We start from the raw sequence: 15,729 nt of genomic DNA, 5'->3' as shown, positions 1-15,729 counted from the left end.
CCATCTGCACTGCCCCGCGATGGCACAGAAGGCGGGGTCGAGAGACGGCTGGGCGACGCTCATGCGCAACGACGCATAATGGTCCGACGGGCAGCGAGGCGACGTGTCGGAAGCGGCAGGCCGGCGGCGCCCGAAATCACGGGAGGATGGCGGCCACGGTGAACCAGGCGATGCCGAATGTGACCCGGAACACCCGACAGCGGGCAGAGGTGCTGGCGCTGCTGCGCGAGGTGGAGGGCTTCCACTCGGCGCAGCAACTGCACCAGATGCTGCTGGCGCGTAAGGCGGGGGTCGGCCTGACCACCGTCTATCGAACGTTGCAGCTGTTGGTGGATGCCGGCGAGATCGACTCGACTCGGCTGCCGGGCGGCGAACAACTCTTCCGCCGGTGCAGCCAGAGCAAACACCACCACCACCTGGTCTGCCGAGACTGTGGGCGCACCGTCGAGGTGGCCGGTCCGGCCGTGGAGCGGTGGGCCGACCAGGTTGCCGCCCAGCACGGGTTCGTGGACGTCGGCCACACCCTGGAGATCTTCGGCACCTGCGCCGAGTGCGTCCGCTGAGCGATCGACGGATCGAAGAACGCGGCTCTGGTTCTCGTCAGCGCCACGCTTCAACTGTGTGGGCCGGTCGGGTAGTACCTGGCTCAGGTGGAGATGGGGTGGTGGCGGCGGTTGGAGTCGACGGCGTACATACGGGCTTGGGCGATGTCGAAGTACATGCCGGTCAGGGTGAGGCGGCCGGCGGCGACGGCGGCGTTGACGGTGGGGTGGGTGCGCAGGTTCGCTAGTTGCTGGGTGATGTTGGCGGTGCAGCAGGCTTGTTCGTCGGTCGGGTCGTCGAAGTGCGCACCGGACTGGGCGAGCCAGCGTCCCAGTGCCGAGTCGGTGTCAGTCGTGCCGCTCATCAGGGCTCGTACCGCGCTGCATCCGGAGTGTCCGCAGACGGTGATGGTGGTGACGCCGAGGACGGTGACCGCGTAGTCGATCGCGGCGGCGACCGAGGTGTCGGGGGCGTCGTTGGCGGGCACGATGTTGCCGACGTTGCGCACGCAGAACAGGTCGCCCGGGCCGCTGGCGGTGATGAGGTTGGGTACCAGGCGTGAGTCGGCGCAGGTGATGAACAGTTGGTCGGGTGCGTGGCCGTTGTGGGTGAGTTCGGCGAGTTCGGGTCGGACAAGCGGCGCGACGCTGCGTTCGAATTCGCGGATGCCGGCTGCCATGGCGTCATGGCGGTCGCGGTCGGCACCCTGCCACCGCGACCAGGAGCCGAGGAAGCGCGGGGTGCTCTTGCCGGCGCCGAGTCGGTCGGAGGCGGCGCGGTGGAACCAGGAGTCGTGCACCTCGCTGATGTGGACGTCGCCGCCGGATCGAACGTAGGACTGCTGCCAGTCGCGGAGGGTTTCGTAGGCGCCGTGGTCGAGATAGTCCAGATGCAGTTCGACTTCCACGTGCTGGGCGGCGGGTAGCGCGGCGAGTCGGCGGGTGAGCCGCCCCGAGGCGATGAACGCCAGGCTTCCGGAGATCGACACGAGCCACGTGTCGGGTGCCGGTTGCGTGGTCCGGATCTCGCAGCGGGCGAGGCGCCACAGCATGAACAGCACCGCTGCTGCCATGCCGAGGCCGACGCCGGTGAGCAGGTCGGTGGCGGTGACAGCGGTCGCGGTGATCAGGTACACGGGCAGTTCCCGGTGCCGGGCATAAGTGCGGATCTGCGCGAGGCTCACCAACCGCAGGCCGACGACCACGAGGACCGCGGCGAGCGCGGCTATCGGGATCATCTCCAGCACCGCAGCGCAGAGCAGCACGAACACAGCGATCCAGACGCCGTGCAGGATGGCCGAGGCTCGGGTGCGGGCGCCGGCCGCGACATTTGTCGAACTGCGTACGATGACGCCGGTGACCGGCAGACCGCCCAGCGTGCCCGAGACGGCGTTCGCGGCGCCCTGGGCGATGAGTTCCCGGTTGAGGTCGGCGCGTGGCCCGTCGTGCATCCGGTCGACGGCTACCGCAGAGAGCAGGGACTCCACGCTTGCGACCAGGGCGATGGTGATAACGGCCACGGTGATCTCGCGCAGCGGTGCCTCCGGCCAGCGGGCGGTGGTCAGTTCACTGAGCGGCTCGGCGGGCAGATCTACCCGCTGCACGTCGACGCGCAGGGCCATCGCGAGAACGGTGGTGGCAACCACCGCGATCAGTGCCGCCGGGAGTAAAGTCGTCCTGACCAGACGTGGCCAGATCAGCAACAACGCGATGGTCAACGCACCCAGCAAGACGGACACCCCGTGGTGACCGGCGATCTGACCGGGTAGATCACGCAGGTTCGCCCACGCGGAGCTCTGGGGCGCGCCGCCGAGCACCACGTGAATTTGGCTCAGTGCGATGACCAGCCCGATGCCGGCGAGCATGCCGTGCACAACTGCCGGTGACAGTGCGAGCGCTGCTCGGCCGAGGCGGGTGACGCCCAGCAGAATCTGCACCCCTCCGGCGACGGCCACGATCGCGGCGGTGCCGGCGAAGCCGAACTCGACGATGGTGCCCGCGACGATCACGGTGAGGCCAGCCGCCGGCCCGCTCACCTGCAGCGGAGCCCCGCTGAGTGCGCCCGCGACGATACCGCCCACGACGGCGGCGACCAGCCCCGCCAGCAACGGCGCCCCTGACGCCGCAGCGATACCCAGTGACAACGGGATCGCGATCAGGAAAACCACGATCGATGCGGAAAGATCATGCCGGAATGCCTTGAGGGCGGACATTCCGGAAATCTACCTGCGCAGAGTTAACGAGGCATTACACCTGTGACGTCGTGGGAGGCGCGGCTCCGGGCCAGCAATCGCCTGGACGGCGGGCATACCTCCGCCTCCGGGCAGGGCGGATCGACTCGCCAGCCCCAGGCGGCGAGACCTGGATGGCCGGCGGGGGCGGAAAGTTCTGCACTAAACCGAACTGGTTATCATTTCGACGGTCCGCTGAGGTACGGTCTACCTCCGGTGGGCGGACCAGGGGAGGCGTGGCGGTCTCGGTGACGAGGCTGCCACGCCGCTACGGAAGTGACACGGACCCGAGGGACGTGGCCATGAGTGGCATAGCGCTTCACCGACGTCAACCACAGCTGGATATTCCACGGATGCATTGCATTGACGGCCACTGCCTTATATGCACACCCGTATATGTGGGGTGAAGCGTCCAGTCGCTCGGCTGCCACCTCTTGGCGGGCGCCGGAACATCGGTTACGTTGAAGCAGGCCGTCGTCACAGAGGGTTTTTCGGCAAGAGGGGTGGCGGCGCCGTGGCGCCACGACTCACCTGAGGAGTCGCATTGCCCCTTTTCCTGTCTCCGCGAATCGATCCGACACTGCAGTCGGCGCTCGACGAAGCCGTCCTGTTGACACAATTATCCGACGCGTTGGGGTCTCCGCTCGGCGTGATTCTGCCGCAGCAATTGGCGGGCAACGTCGCCGCATTCCGTTCGGTCCTTTCCGATCACCGCCTCTCCGGGCAGATCTTTTACGCGCACAAGGCCAACCGGTCCAGCGCCTTGGTGCGCGAACTCGCCGCCACCGACGCGGGCATCGACGTGGCATCGCTCGCCGAGTTGCAGCACGCGCTCGGTGCCGGCTTCCTACCGCAACGGATCATGGCGACCGGGCCCAAGAACGAGGAGTTCCTCTGGCTGTGCGCCCGCACCGGAGTCACCGTCGGCGCGGATTCGGTCGGCGAGTTGGCGGCGCTCGCCGCACTGGTCACGGATTGGTCGTTGCCGCGCGTACCGGTGATGGCACGCCTGTCGGGCTTCACCTCGACAGGCGTGCAGCCCGGCAGTCGCCGCAGCCGCTTCGGGGTGTCGGCCGCCGCAGTGAGCGAGGTTCTCGACATGGTCGAGAAACACGCCGACGCCCTGGATCTGGTCGGAGTGGCGTTTCACCTCGACACGATCGGGTTGCCGGAAAAGGCTGTCGCGTTGGAGGGCTGCCTCGGCGCACTCGACGAGTGCCGCCGACGCGGTCTGCGGCCACGGTCGGTCGACATCGGCGGTGGGTTCGGCGTGAACTACCTCGCCGACGGCACGCAGTGGGAGCGGTACACCTCCGCCCTGACCGAGGCGGTGCTCGGCAGGCGGGCACCACTGACCTGGAACGGGGACGGTTACGGGTTGCGCGCCGAAGGCAGCCATGTTCGGGGTTCGCTGAATCTGTACCCTGCCCACCGGCCCGTCTCCGGGCCCGCGTACCTCGATCGGCTGCTACGGACAACCGCGCCCGAGCAGCGCCGCCCACTCGGCACACTGCTGTTGGACAACATGTACGACCTGCACGTCGAGCCGGGCCGGGCCCTGCTCGACCAGTGCGGCCTGGTCCTGGCCAGCGTTCTCGAGGTCCGGGACGAGGCCAACGGCGACACGATCGTGCGCCTGGACTGCAACGCACGCGATGTCAGCCTTGAGGAACACGGGGTCCTGATGGACCCGGTCGTCGTGCACCGCACGGCCCCGGCCGCTCCGGGACCGGTGGGGGTCTACCTGTTCGGCAACCTCTGTCTCGAAGCGGATCTCATCACCCGGCGCAAGGTCTTCCTGCCGTCCCGGCCCCGCCCCGGCGACCTGCTGGCCTTCGTCAACACCGCCGGCTACCTCATGGACTTCAGCGCCACGCACGCGCTGCGCCAGCCGATCGGCCGCAAGGTAGCGCTGTACCGCGACGACGGCGCGTGGCGCTGGTGCCTCGACGAGCAGTACTGGCCCGTTCACCACTGTGCGGAGGCGCCATGAGGTTCGAGAGCATGACCGACGCCATCGGCAACACCCCGCTGGTGCGCATCGACCCGGCCGTGCACGGTCTCCGCAACATCGACCTGTACGCCAAGATGGAGCTGCTCAACCCGTTCGGGTCCCTGAAGGACCGCGCCGCGTGGAACATGGCCCGGCCCCTGCTCACCCAGGCCGTCGAACGCGGTGACACCGTCGTCGAATTGTCGAGCGGCAACACGGCCAAGGCCCTCGCGGTCATCGCCGGGATGCACGGGCTGACGTTCAAGAGCGTCACCAATCGCATGAAGGTCGCCGAGATCAAGGATCTGCTGCTGCTGCTCGGCGCGGAGATCGACGAACTGCCCGGCCAGGCCGAGTGCCTCGATCCCACCGACACCGACGACCCGCTGACCAGGATGTACCACCGGCTCACCGGATCGGGCGGCGGCTACCTGCACACCGACCAGTACTTCAACGAGCTCAACGTCGACGCGCACCTCAACGGCACCGGCCCGGAGATCGTGAAGGACCTCGACGGCCGAGCCCCTGACTACTTCATCGCCTGCGTGGGAACGGCCGGCTCCTCCACCGGCGTGGCGGCCGCGCTGCGCCAGCACAACCCCGACGTGCGCGTCGTCGGGCTGGTGGCGCACAAATCCGACTTCATTCCGGGGATCCGCACCCTCGACGAGGTGCACGAGGTCGGCCTCTTCGACCCCGACGTCTACGACACCGTGGAGACGATCACCGCTGACGACGCCATCGACGGTCTGCTGACGCTCGTGCGCCAATGCGGCACGCTCGCCGGACCGACCGGTGGCGGTGCCTACCAGGGCGCCGTACGCCATCTGCGCGGCATCGACGCGCAGCTCACCGAACGCCGTACGGCGGTCTTCATCGTCTGTGACCGCGTCGAGAGCTACATGAGCTACCTGCGGGAGCGGCGGCCCGAGCTGTTCGGTCGACCACCGCGGCGCAACTCCGTCCGCACGGTGACCGACGCGGACGCGAGGCAGGCGGCGACCGTGGGCGTCGCGGAAGCCGAGCGGTGGATCGCCGAGCGTCGAGGGCTGGTGGTCGACCTGCGCAGCCCGTTCGCGTACCAGGCGTTGCACATCGACGGCTCGATCAACATCGTCGACGAACTCTTCGCCGAACTGCTGCACGGTGGGCTGCCGTTCGGCCGCCGCCAGCCGGTGCTGCTGGTCTGCCCGGTGGGGGAGAAGTCGGCCCGCTACGCCGCTCTGCTGACCCGGATGGGCCATCCCGACGTACGCTCGCTCGACGGCGGGATCATCGCCTGGCGCGACGCCGGCGCCGAGCTTGTGCGCGACTGACGTGGGTGTTCTCGACGAGCTGCGCCCGTGGCAGGAGACGTTGCGGGCGCAGTTCCCGCTGATCACCGCCAACCCCGACGTGGCGTACCTGGACAGCGCCGCCACCTCGCAGAAGCCGCAGGCGGTCCTCGACGCCGTCCTGACCTATCTGACGACGGGCAACGCCAACGCCGCCCGGGGCACCTACCCGTGGGCGAACCGGACCACCACCCGCATCGAGGAGGCTCGCGACCGGCTGCGCCGCTTCCTCGACGATCCCGCGCCACAGCGTTCGGGCGTGCACTTCGTCAGCGGCACCACCGAGGGCCTGCGCGCCATCGCCCGCGACTGGCTCGCCCCGCAGTTGCGCGACGGCGACGAGATCATCGTGCCGTTCGCCGACCACGCCGCCAACAACGCACCCTGGCTGGAGACCGCGGAGCTGCTGCGTCACCAGGGCATGTCCATCGGCATTCGGGCCATGCCCTACGACGCCGCCCACGACTACGACACCGACCGGCTCGCGGCGATGATCAACGAGCGGACGCGCCTGATCGCCGCGACCCACGTGCACCATGTCTATGGCAACGACATGAACGTGCACCGGCTGCGCGCGACCGCCGGACCGAACATTCCCATCTGCCTCGACGCCGCGCAGGGCGTGGGGCATTTGCCGCTGTCCACCACGACGACCGATGTCGACTTCGTGGTGTTCTCCGGGCACAAGACGATGGCACTGCCGGGTATCGGCGCGATCTGGGCGCGCAATCAACGCGGTCCGGCGTACGCGCCGGTCGGCTGGAACGGCTCGCCCAACACCAGTGGCATCATCAGCCTGGTTGCCGCGCTGGACTGGCTCGACGCCGTCGGCCTGGATCGGGTCGCACGGTGGAACACCGCGCTCGGCGCCCGGCTCACCGACGGGTTGTGCACGCTGTCCAACGTTGAGGTGCTGGGCTGTCAGAGCAGCCTGGCCGCCGACGTCCCGACGCAGCAGCGTCAGGGCATCGTGGCTTTTCGCCACCGTCTGATCGGCTCGAACGACCTCGGGTTCATCCTGGCCGCGCACGGACTGCTGGTCCGCGCGGACGGTCACTGTCAGGGCGACCAGGGCGAAAAGACGGCATCGGTACGGGTGAGCCCGCACGTCTACAACACTGCCGAGGAGGTGGACCGACTCCTGTCGGTCCTGGCGGAGCTTGACCGGGATTGACCGACACACACCGCGATATGCCGGTTCTGTCGTCTCGGATCGCCTACTCTGTCGGAAATGGCTTCCGTTATCGGGTGGCCTTCCTGTCCACGCGTCGTCCCGGAGTGCGCCTATGGCAACGACCGTCCGCGCTCCCGGCGCTGTGCTCGACCGCGCGCAGGCCGTCCGGTGGCGCGAGGCGTGGTCTGCGGTCATGGAAGGTTTCGTGCCGCACCTCGCCAGCCTTGAGGAGACGCTGTGCCGCGTCGCCGAGACTGTGCGCGGTCGGAAGCCTGGTCGGGTGCTCGATCTGGGCGGCGGGCCGGGGCTGCTCGCCGAGCGGATGGCTCGGCGGTGGCCCAACGCAGTGGTCACCCTGATGGACATCGATCCCGTGCTGCTCGCGCTGGCACGCGGTGCCCTGGCCGATCAGGTGCGGTCGCTGGAGGGCGACCTGTCGACGCAGGGCTGGGTGGACCGTGCGGGTGGCGGCTATGACCTGATCACGGTGGTGATGACGCTGCACTACCTACCACCTGTTCAGGTGCGTGCGTTCTACGACGACGCCCGTCGTCACCTGGCGCCCGGTGGGCTGCTCATCGTCGCGGACCTCATGCCCGACGAGGGACTTCCGTCCCTGATGAGTGCCTTGGACCCGGCTCCGGACGGAGCCGCCGCGGAGTTGGCCTGGGCGCAGTGGTGGAACGACATCGGGGAGGTGGAGGAACTGCGCCCGCTGCTGGCGCAGCGGGCGGCGATCTTCGAGAACCGCCTGCCGGCCGAGTTCAGTGCTTCGGGATCCTGGCATGCCACCGCTGCTCGTGAGGCCGGATTCGACGAGGCCGGGATTCTCTGGCGATGTGGCAGGCACGCGGCGTTGGCGGCCGTGGCCTGAGGGCCGACCGCCCGGCCCCCGGACGCTGCGGGGGCGACACATGCACGTGTGGCCATCTCGCTATTAGACGATACTTAGCGAAAACGATTACCGTTCCGGATCTCAGGAATGGAGTGTTTTCGTGAAGCATGGACAGCGCACGATCATCGCCGCCGCGGCAGCCGCCGCGCTTGTTCTCCTCGGCGGTTGTGGCTCGGGTGACGACGCGGCCGAGGGCGGTAGCAACGCCTCGGCTGGTACCGGGCTCGCCGTGGTCGCCACGACGCCCGAGGTGGCCGACTTCGTTCGCACCATCGGCGGCAGCGACGTCACCGTCACCCAGATCATCAAGCCGAACGTCGACCCGCACGACTACGAGCCCACGCCGGCCGACATCCAGGCGATCGGCAAGGCCGCCATCGTCGTCAAGAACGGTGTCGGCCTCGAGGGGTGGCTCGACCAGACCATCGAGTCGGCCGGCTTCAAGGGCACAGTCGTCGACTCCAGCCAGGGCGTCACCCTGCGCGAGGGCGGCCACGAGGAGGGCGAGGGCGGGCACGAGGCCGAGGAGCACGACCCGCACATCTGGCACAACCCGTTGAACGCCAAGACGATGGTCGCCAACATCGAGAAGAGCCTCGCCGCGGCCGACCCCACGCACGCGGCGGCCTTCGCCAGCAATCTGAAGACCTACACGGCCGAACTCGACAAGCTCGACGCCGACAACGAGGCCGCCTTCGCGCGGATCCCTGCCGATCAACGCAAGCTCGTGACCAACCACGACGCCTTCGGCTACTACGTCGACCGGTACAGATTGCAGTTCGTCGGCTCGGTCATCCCCAGCCTCGACACCTCCGCCGAGCTGAGCGCGAAGCAGCTCACCGAGTTGGTCGCGAAGATCAAGGCCACGGGTACGAGGGCCATCTTCGCGGAGACGTCGCTGCCGCCCAAGAGCGCGCAGGCGATCGCCAACCAGGCCGGCGTGAAGGTCATCGGCGGTGCGGACGCCCTCTACGGCGACAGCATCGGCGCCGAGGGCACGCCCCAGGGCACCTACCTCGGTGCGGAGCGGCACAACACCCAGGTCATCGTCACGGCCTTGGGCGGCTGAGATGGGCGATGTCGCGGTGGCCGGCGCCGCCGTTCGTTTCACCGGGGTGAGCGTCGGCTACCACGGCACGCCCGTGCTCACCGATGTCAACCTCGCCCTGGTCCCCGGGCAGCGCCTGGCCCTGATCGGGCCCAACGGCGCCGGCAAGTCCACGCTGATCAAGTCGATTCTCGGCCTGGTGCCGATCCTCGCCGGCACGTCCACAGTCCTCGGGGGCGCGCCGGCCAAGGCCCGGACCCGCACCGGATACGTTCCGCAGACCGACTCCCTCGACGCCGATTTCCCGGTGACCGCGGGCCAGGTCGTCATGATGGGCCGCTACCGACGCATCGGCTGGTGGCGCCCCACCCGCACCGCCGACCGGCGAGCCGTCCACGAGGCGCTCGACCGCCTCGGCCTCGCCGACCAGGCGAAGACACACTTCGGCGTGCTCTCCGGTGGCCAACGCCAGCGGGTGCTGCTGGCCCGCGCCCTCGCCGCCGAACCACGGCTGTTGCTGCTCGACGAGCCGTTCAACGGCGTCGACGCGGTGAGCCAGGACGCCATCCTGTCCGTCCTGCGCGAACTCAGCGCGGCCGGGACCACCCTGGTGCTGAGCACCCACGACCTGACGGTCGCGCACGAACTCGCCGACACGGTCTGTGTGCTCAACGGCCGGCAGTGGGCGGTCGGTCCGCCCGATGAGACGTTGACCGCCGACACGCTGCGCCGCGCGTACGGCGGACACGCCATCGAGGTGGCCGACGGCCGGACAGTGCTGGTGGAGCCGTGATCGAGCCGTTCACCGTACCGTTCATGGGGCGCGCCCTGGCTGAGCTCGCGCTGCTCGCCCTCGTCTGCGGACCGGTAAGTGTCTTCGTCTTCGCCCGCCGCCTGTCGTTCGTGTCCGACGCGCTGACGCACACCGTGTTTCCCGGCGTCGTCATCGGGTTCCTGGCCGGTGGCATCGAGGGCATCGTCGTCGGGGCGCTCGTCGCCGGCGTCGTGACCGCGGTGGCGCTGACCCTGCTCAGCCGAGGCGGAGCGCTCTCTGACGATGCCGCCACCGCCGTGGTGCTCACCGCCATGTTCTCGATCGGCGTGGTGCTCGTGTCGCGGCGCTCCTCGTACACCTCGGATCTGACGTCGTTCCTCTTCGGGCGCATCCTGACGGTGACGCCGCGCCAGATCGCGGAGACCGCCGTGCTGGCGGTCGTCATCCTCGGGCTGCTGCTGATCAGCGCCCGCGCTCTGGTGTTCCGGACCTTCGACCCGGCCGGCGCGGCCGCCGCCGGCTTCCGGGTCGCCGGGCTTGATCTGTTGCTCAACATCATCGTCGCGCTCGTCGTCGTCGCCGCGGTACGCGCCGTCGGCACCATCCTCGTGGTGGCGTTGCTCATCGTGCCGGCCGCGACCGCTCGCATGCTCACCACCCGCCTGCCGCTGATGGCGGTGATCGGCACCGGGCTCATCCTCGTCGCCGCATACGCTGGCCTGCTGACGAGCTGGACGGCGTCGGTCGAGTACGGCATCTCCCTGACCTCGGCCTCCGCGGTCGTCCTGCTGCTCGTGCTCGCCTACCTGCTGCTGCTCCCACTGGGCGCGCTGCGGTCGAGACGCAACCACGGGCGGGTCGTCTCCTCCGAGGCAAGGAGGTCCCCGCATGAACTGGTGGGATGACGCGCTGCACCGGGCCACGGCCGAGGTGCTGCTCGCCGGCGCGCTCGCCGGACTCGTCGGCGTCCACGTCGTACTACGTCGGCTGTCCTTCTTCACCATGGCACTGACCCACGCCACGTTCCCCGGGGTGGTGGCGGCGTCCGTCATCGGCGTCAACATCGTCGTCGGCGGCGTGGTCGCGGGCGCGATCGTCGCGCTGGGCGTCGCCGCGCTCAGCCGCCACAGGAGCCAGAACACGGCCGCGGCGACAGGCGTCCTGCTCTCCGGCGGCTTCGCGCTCGGTGCCGGGCTCGTCGCCACCCAGAACGGCTTCAGCCGGGACCTGACCTCGTTCCTCGTCGGATCGATCCTCACCGTCAGCCCACAGGACCTCGGGACCACCGCGGTCGTGCTCGTCGTCGTCGCGGCCGTCCTGCTGGCCTGCGCCCGTCCGCTGCGCTACACCGGCTTCGACCGGGCCGGCGCGCAGGCGGCCGGCTTCGCCACCGGAGTCTGGGACGTCGTACTGCTGCTGGCCATCCAGGTGGCGGTCGTCACGATCGTCCCTGCTATCGGCACGATCCTCGCCCTCGCCCTCATCGTCGCGCCGGCAGCGGCGGCGCGCCAGTGGTCGCACCGGCTGAGCATCATCACCGCCCTGGCCGTCACACTCGGCGCTCTCAGTGGGCTCGGCGGTCTGTACGCGTCGAGCCGCTGGGACGTCGCCGCCGGCGCGAGCATCACCCTGACCGCCACCGCGATCCTGGCCGTGTCGACAGTGCTGTCCCGGCTGGTCAAATCCAGGCCCACGGCCACCGCCCGCCTGCGGGCGTTCGCGGCATGAGCAGCGCACCCGTCGACGAGACGAGTCGGGCACTGGACCGCGCCGTCGTCGTGCTGCGCGCCATGGCGTACGAGCACCGGATACGCATTCTCGTGCTGCTGCAGGACGGCGAACAGACGCCGGCATCCCTGGCGGCGGCGCTGTCCGCAGACTCGACGATCGTCGCCCGCCACCTGCGGTATCTCAAGGATGCCCGGTTGATCCGGCGCAAGCGTCGCGGGCGAGAGGTCACCTACACGCTGCAGGGGGAGGCCACCAGGCGACTCGTCACGGAGGTGCTCCACCACGCCCGGCACTCGGCCTGAACGTGGCCCGGGAAGTCCCGGCCGTGGGCGGCCGACGAGGAACCGCCGGCGGGGACCGACAGTCGGCGTCAATCCGCAACGGCGCCCGCCGGGTTCTTGACGAGATCGCGGATCCCGGCGTCCAGCGGCACCGTGGCGTGCCAGCCCAGTTTGGTCCGGGCGGCCGACACGTCCAGGCACACCCGCCCCACCTCCCCGGTGATCGGCGCGACGTGTACGGGCTTGGCAGGGGCGTCCAGCGCGTCACACACGGCCTGCAGGGCTGCCAGCACGCTCGTCTCCTGCCCCGAGCCGATGTTGAGCACGACCGGCGCGGTCGTCGTCACCGTCAGCCGGAAGGCCTCCGCGACGTCATGGACGTGGACGAAATCGCGCGTCTGCCGGCCGTCACCGATCACCTGCTGTGCCTCGCCCGCGGCCACGGCCCGCGCGAACCGGGTCAGCACACCGGGCCCAGGGCTGCCGTCGAGGTAGCGGCCGTACACGTTGCCCAGCCGGAGGACGGAGACCGGCAGCCCGGTCAACGCGCCGTACACGCCGGCGTACGACTCGGCGGTCGCCTTGCTGAGCCCGTACGGGCTGATCGGCCGGGGCTGCACCCGTTCGCTGGTCGCTGCGGCGGCACCCGCCTGCTCGCCGTATACGGCGCCCCCGCTCGAGGCCAGGATCACACGGCACTGCCCGGAATGGGCCGCAGCGTCCAGCATGGTGACCGTACCGAGCACGTTGGTTCGGGCGTCCCGCACCGGATCCTGCGTCGATGCGATCACGCGCGGCTGGGCCGCGAGGTGGACGAGGCCGTCAGGCGACCAGCGCCGCACCGCGCGGGCGGCCTCGTCGGTGGTGGCGTCGGTCACGAAGACGTTCTCCTCGCGCAGGCCCAGGCGGACCAGCTCGGTGAGCGTGACCAGCCGGCCACTCGACAGGTCGTCGAGCACTGCGACCTCGAAGCCCTCGTCGAGCAACACCCGCGCGACATGGCCGCCGATGAAGCCCATGGCGCCGGTGACCAGGACCCTCATCGACGGGTCCCGGTGAGGTCGGCCGGCTCCGTGGGCGCGGGAGCGCCCATGTGCGGCAGGCGGACCAGTTCCTCCGCTCCCGACAGCAGGTAGCGGGCGACGTCCTTGCCCATGCGCACCGCGTGGTCCATGTTGCCGTGCTCGTACATCCACACACCGAACCGGCCGCGTGAGTAGATCTGGTGGCTCTCCAGGTATCGCAGGATCGTCGCTACGGCCTCGGTGCGGTCCAGGGTCGGTATCGGGTAGGCCAGCGGTACCCGGCGGACGAAAGTGGATACCACGCTGCTCTCGTGGGGCAGCAGCCCGGAGCGGACGAGCCCGCGAATCGTGTCCCGGGTGGCCTCACCGGCGTCCGGCCAGGGGGTGCCGGCCGGCTGTGCGATCTCGGCCATGAACGAGACGTGACCGTCGTGCGGCTCGGGCAGGTTCCGCGCCGAGCACAACCCGATGTTGGTGATCCGGTAGAACGGGTAGACCTGCTCGGGGAAGTACAGCCAGTGCCAGTCGGTCCGCACGGTGCCCGTGGCGCCCACGCCGACCACGAGAACCTGGTTGTGCCGCAGCGCCCGGGCCGCGTCCCGCACCTCGACCGGGCAGTCGGTCAGCGCGGCGACCAGAGCGGTCAGCGGGATCGTGGAGATCAACTGATGGAAGCCGAGGCGATCACCGTTGCCGAGGGTCACCGTGCGCGCGTGCGGATCAACCTGGGTCACCGTTCGCCCGTACCGGACGTCGGGCAACTGGTCGGCCAGCCGGCGGAACGGCTCGCCGATGCCGCCTCTGCCCGGATAGCTGAACGTGCTGTTGGGCCCCCAGCCGGGCGTCACCCTTCCATGCACCAGGTTGGCGAGCGCCGTGCGCCAGTTCACGGTGGCCACGCGTTCGGCGATCCAGTCCGCGGACATCTCGGTGCAGGGAACTGTCCACACCTTGGCGTTGTAGGGGCGCATGAACCTGTTGGCGACGCCGGCCCCGAAGTTTGTCATGATCCAGTCGTCGAACGTCCGGACCGCCTGCCGGGGTCGTTCGATGAGGTCCACCATGCACTCCACGGCCTCGTCCGTTGGCAGCATCGCGAGGTTGTGCTGAAACGGATAGGGCACCCAGCGGCCCCCGTACACGACGTAGGAGGAGCGCTCGTGCCTCAGCACGTCGTCGCCCATCATGTCGTCGAGCAGCTCGTCGAAGTCGCCGAACGGGCTGAAGGCCACGTGTGCGCCCAGATCCCAGACGAAGCCGCGATCGTCGCTGAACGACGAGGCGAGCCCGCCGGCCGACTCCTCGCGCTCCACGACGATCGGCGTACGGCCGCCGCGGCGTAGCTCACGCGCTGCCGCCAGGCCGCACGGGCCGGCACCGAGGACTACGTGTTCGCCTGCCTTGGGGTTGGTTGATGCCATCGCCTTCCTCCATCGCGGCAGTGAGACCAGCCGTCTACATAGGACACGTGGACACTTCGACCGACCACCAGAGCATCACGGCGTGGGACGTCACACAACAGTTGAGCGCGGGGTGCACCGGTGGTCGGGTGCGGAGCTTGTCGCCTCGTGACCGCAGCTGGAATCGTCGCGGCCATGCCCGTCATCGTCGTTCGTGACCTGGTCAAGCAGTACCACCGGAGCAAGCGGATCACAGGACGCTGGGGCGCCCTGCGCACCCTGTTCACCCGCCAGCGCGAGGTGGTGTGCGCCGTCGACGGCATCGGCTTCGACATCGAACCCGGCGAGATGGTCGCCTATCTGGGCCCCAACGGCGCCGGCAAGTCGACGACGGTGAAGCTGCTCTGCGGGATCCTGACGCCGACATCTGGCACCGTCGAGGTGGCCGGCGTCCGCCCGTGGTTCGACCGCGTGCGCAACGCCCGGCAGATCGGCGTGGTCTTCGGCCAGCGCTCGCAGCTGTGGTGGGACCTGCCGTTGCGCGATTCGCTGGACCTGGTGGGCCGTCTCTACGAGGTACGCCCGGCCCGGTACCGGGAGAACCTGCGCCGGTTCACCGACCTGCTGCAGATGTCCGCCTTCCTGAACACGCCCGTGCGCCAGCTTTCCCTCGGCCAGCGGATGCGGGGCGAGCTCGCTGCCGCGATGATGCACGAGCCGCGCATCCTGTACCTGGACGAGCCGACGATCGGGCTCGACGTGCTGGCGCGCGACCGGATCCGCACGTTCATCCACGAGTTGAACCGCGACCGCGGCGTGACGGTCATCCTCACCACGCACGACCTCACGGACGTCGAGCGCCTGTGCCACCGGCTCCTGCTGATCGACAACGGCCGCCTGCTGCACGACGGTGACCTCGCCTCGCTGAAGGCGACCTTCCCCACCTACCGGCAGCTGGTGGTGCGGATGCCCGGGTGCACCAGGGCCCCGGAACTGGCGGGTGTCGAGGTCTCGCCGCGCGGTAACGGCGACTGGGTCCTGCGGTTCGATCCGGCCGCGGTCAACGTGGCCGAGCTCGTCGGCACGGTGCTCGGCCGGTATCCGGTCACCGACCTGTCGATCCTCGAGCCCAGCCTGGAGGACGTCGTGCACCGCCTGTACGGGACGGCAGGCCCGCCGGTGCGTCCCGCCAGCGAGACGCAGCCCGCGTGACAGCTGTTCCGTGTGGTTCCGGCCCCACGCGACAATGGTGACGCCTCTCGGCCGTTTCCCACCGACCAGCTCAGTTGGGAGTGCTGTG

Annotated in this window: 14 protein-coding genes; 11 read left to right on the top strand and 3 right to left on the bottom strand. The window is 69.4% G+C overall.

Features of this window, described 5'->3' with window-relative positions:
- Positions 1 to 146 precede the first annotated feature (146 nt).
- Complete coding sequence (locus ACGFIQ_RS27070) at positions 147 to 563, top strand: Fur family transcriptional regulator (protein WP_203118058.1); 417 nt, start codon at positions 147 to 149, stop codon at positions 561 to 563.
- Between the two features lie 83 nt (positions 564 to 646).
- Here the strand turns inward: ACGFIQ_RS27070 and ACGFIQ_RS27065 are convergent, their stop codons facing one another.
- A complete protein-coding gene (locus tag ACGFIQ_RS27065; protein WP_393248238.1) occupies positions 647 to 2,755 on the bottom strand; it encodes a SulP family inorganic anion transporter in 2,109 nt (702 codons plus the stop codon).
- Between the two features lie 562 nt (positions 2,756 to 3,317).
- Between ACGFIQ_RS27065 and ACGFIQ_RS27060 the strand changes: the two genes are divergently transcribed.
- The 9 genes from ACGFIQ_RS27060 to ACGFIQ_RS27020 all read left to right on the top strand — a co-directional run bounded on the left by ACGFIQ_RS27060 (position 3,318) and on the right by ACGFIQ_RS27020 (position 12,025).
- Positions 3,318 to 4,766: a Y4yA family PLP-dependent enzyme gene (locus ACGFIQ_RS27060; RefSeq protein ID WP_393248236.1), complete on the top strand. Its 1,449-nt coding sequence runs from the start codon at positions 3,318 to 3,320 to the stop codon at positions 4,764 to 4,766.
- Positions 4,763 to 6,082, top strand: coding sequence for a pyridoxal-phosphate dependent enzyme (locus tag ACGFIQ_RS27055; RefSeq protein ID WP_393248234.1), 1,320 nt, complete (start codon positions 4,763 to 4,765; stop codon positions 6,080 to 6,082). The genes ACGFIQ_RS27060 and ACGFIQ_RS27055 overlap by 4 nt, the downstream gene beginning before the upstream one ends.
- A gap of 1 nt (position 6,083) precedes the next feature.
- On the top strand, positions 6,084 to 7,274 hold the full coding sequence (locus tag ACGFIQ_RS27050) for an aminotransferase class V-fold PLP-dependent enzyme (RefSeq protein WP_393248232.1): 1,191 nt from the start codon (positions 6,084 to 6,086) through the stop codon (positions 7,272 to 7,274).
- Positions 7,275 to 7,386: 112 nt separating this feature from the next.
- Positions 7,387 to 8,148, top strand: coding sequence for a methyltransferase domain-containing protein (locus ACGFIQ_RS27045; protein WP_393248230.1), 762 nt, complete (start codon positions 7,387 to 7,389; stop codon positions 8,146 to 8,148).
- A gap of 121 nt (positions 8,149 to 8,269) precedes the next feature.
- Complete coding sequence (locus tag ACGFIQ_RS27040) at positions 8,270 to 9,238, top strand: metal ABC transporter substrate-binding protein (protein WP_393248228.1); 969 nt, start codon at positions 8,270 to 8,272, stop codon at positions 9,236 to 9,238.
- 1 nt (position 9,239) lies between these two features.
- Positions 9,240 to 10,010 carry a metal ABC transporter ATP-binding protein gene (locus tag ACGFIQ_RS27035; protein WP_393248226.1) on the top strand — a complete coding sequence of 257 codons (771 nt, stop codon included), beginning with the start codon at positions 9,240 to 9,242 and terminating at the stop codon, positions 10,008 to 10,010.
- On the top strand, positions 10,007 to 10,897 hold the full coding sequence (locus ACGFIQ_RS27030; protein ID WP_393248224.1) for a metal ABC transporter permease: 891 nt from the start codon (positions 10,007 to 10,009) through the stop codon (positions 10,895 to 10,897). The genes ACGFIQ_RS27035 and ACGFIQ_RS27030 overlap by 4 nt, the downstream gene beginning before the upstream one ends.
- Complete coding sequence (locus ACGFIQ_RS27025; RefSeq protein ID WP_393248222.1) at positions 10,881 to 11,720, top strand: metal ABC transporter permease; 840 nt, start codon at positions 10,881 to 10,883, stop codon at positions 11,718 to 11,720. Before ACGFIQ_RS27030 ends, ACGFIQ_RS27025 begins: the two co-directional genes overlap by 17 nt.
- A complete protein-coding gene (locus tag ACGFIQ_RS27020; RefSeq protein WP_393248220.1) occupies positions 11,717 to 12,025 on the top strand; it encodes a metalloregulator ArsR/SmtB family transcription factor in 309 nt (102 codons plus the stop codon). The genes ACGFIQ_RS27025 and ACGFIQ_RS27020 overlap by 4 nt, the downstream gene beginning before the upstream one ends.
- Positions 12,026 to 12,093: 68 nt before the next feature.
- Here ACGFIQ_RS27020 and ACGFIQ_RS27015 read toward each other — a convergent pair whose 3' ends face one another.
- Positions 12,094 to 13,047, bottom strand: coding sequence for a GDP-mannose 4,6-dehydratase (locus ACGFIQ_RS27015; RefSeq protein WP_393248217.1), 954 nt, complete (start codon positions 13,045 to 13,047; stop codon positions 12,094 to 12,096).
- Positions 13,044 to 14,450, bottom strand: coding sequence for a protoporphyrinogen/coproporphyrinogen oxidase (locus tag ACGFIQ_RS27010; protein WP_393248215.1), 1,407 nt, complete (start codon positions 14,448 to 14,450; stop codon positions 13,044 to 13,046). The genes ACGFIQ_RS27015 and ACGFIQ_RS27010 overlap by 4 nt, the downstream gene beginning before the upstream one ends.
- Before the next feature lie 174 nt (positions 14,451 to 14,624).
- On the opposite strand from ACGFIQ_RS27010, the gene ACGFIQ_RS27005 reads away from it, so the two are divergent.
- Entirely contained in the window at positions 14,625 to 15,641 is a 1,017-nt protein-coding gene (locus ACGFIQ_RS27005) for an ATP-binding cassette domain-containing protein (protein ID WP_393248213.1), read from the top strand.
- The last annotated feature ends 88 nt before the right edge of the window (positions 15,642 to 15,729 follow it).

This window comes from Micromonospora sp. NPDC048898, from assembly GCF_043198035.1.
Taxonomy (GTDB): domain Bacteria; phylum Actinomycetota; class Actinomycetes; order Mycobacteriales; family Micromonosporaceae; genus Micromonospora.
This window is presented reverse-complemented; position numbering and strand designations above follow the sequence as displayed.

Excerpts from the sequence above, each read along its gene's own strand:
- ACGFIQ_RS27020 (WP_393248220.1), top strand. The coding sequence starts at position 11,717 with ATGAGCAGCGCACCCGTCGACGAGACGAGTCGGGCACTGGACCGCGCC.
- ACGFIQ_RS27035 (WP_393248226.1), top strand. The coding sequence starts at position 9,240 with ATGGGCGATGTCGCGGTGGCCGGCGCCGCCGTTCGTTTCACCGGGGTG.
- ACGFIQ_RS27010 (WP_393248215.1), bottom strand. The coding sequence starts at position 14,450 with ATGGCATCAACCAACCCCAAGGCAGGCGAACACGTAGTCCTCGGTGCC.
- ACGFIQ_RS27005 (WP_393248213.1), top strand. The coding sequence starts at position 14,625 with ATGCCCGTCATCGTCGTTCGTGACCTGGTCAAGCAGTACCACCGGAGC.
- ACGFIQ_RS27015 (WP_393248217.1), bottom strand. The coding sequence starts at position 13,047 with ATGAGGGTCCTGGTCACCGGCGCCATGGGCTTCATCGGCGGCCATGTC.
- ACGFIQ_RS27025 (WP_393248222.1), top strand. The coding sequence starts at position 10,881 with ATGAACTGGTGGGATGACGCGCTGCACCGGGCCACGGCCGAGGTGCTG.
- ACGFIQ_RS27045 (WP_393248230.1), top strand. The coding sequence starts at position 7,387 with ATGGCAACGACCGTCCGCGCTCCCGGCGCTGTGCTCGACCGCGCGCAG.
- ACGFIQ_RS27070 (WP_203118058.1), top strand. The coding sequence starts at position 147 with ATGGCGGCCACGGTGAACCAGGCGATGCCGAATGTGACCCGGAACACC.
- ACGFIQ_RS27065 (WP_393248238.1), bottom strand. The coding sequence starts at position 2,755 with ATGTCCGCCCTCAAGGCATTCCGGCATGATCTTTCCGCATCGATCGTG.
- ACGFIQ_RS27055 (WP_393248234.1), top strand. The coding sequence starts at position 4,763 with ATGAGGTTCGAGAGCATGACCGACGCCATCGGCAACACCCCGCTGGTG.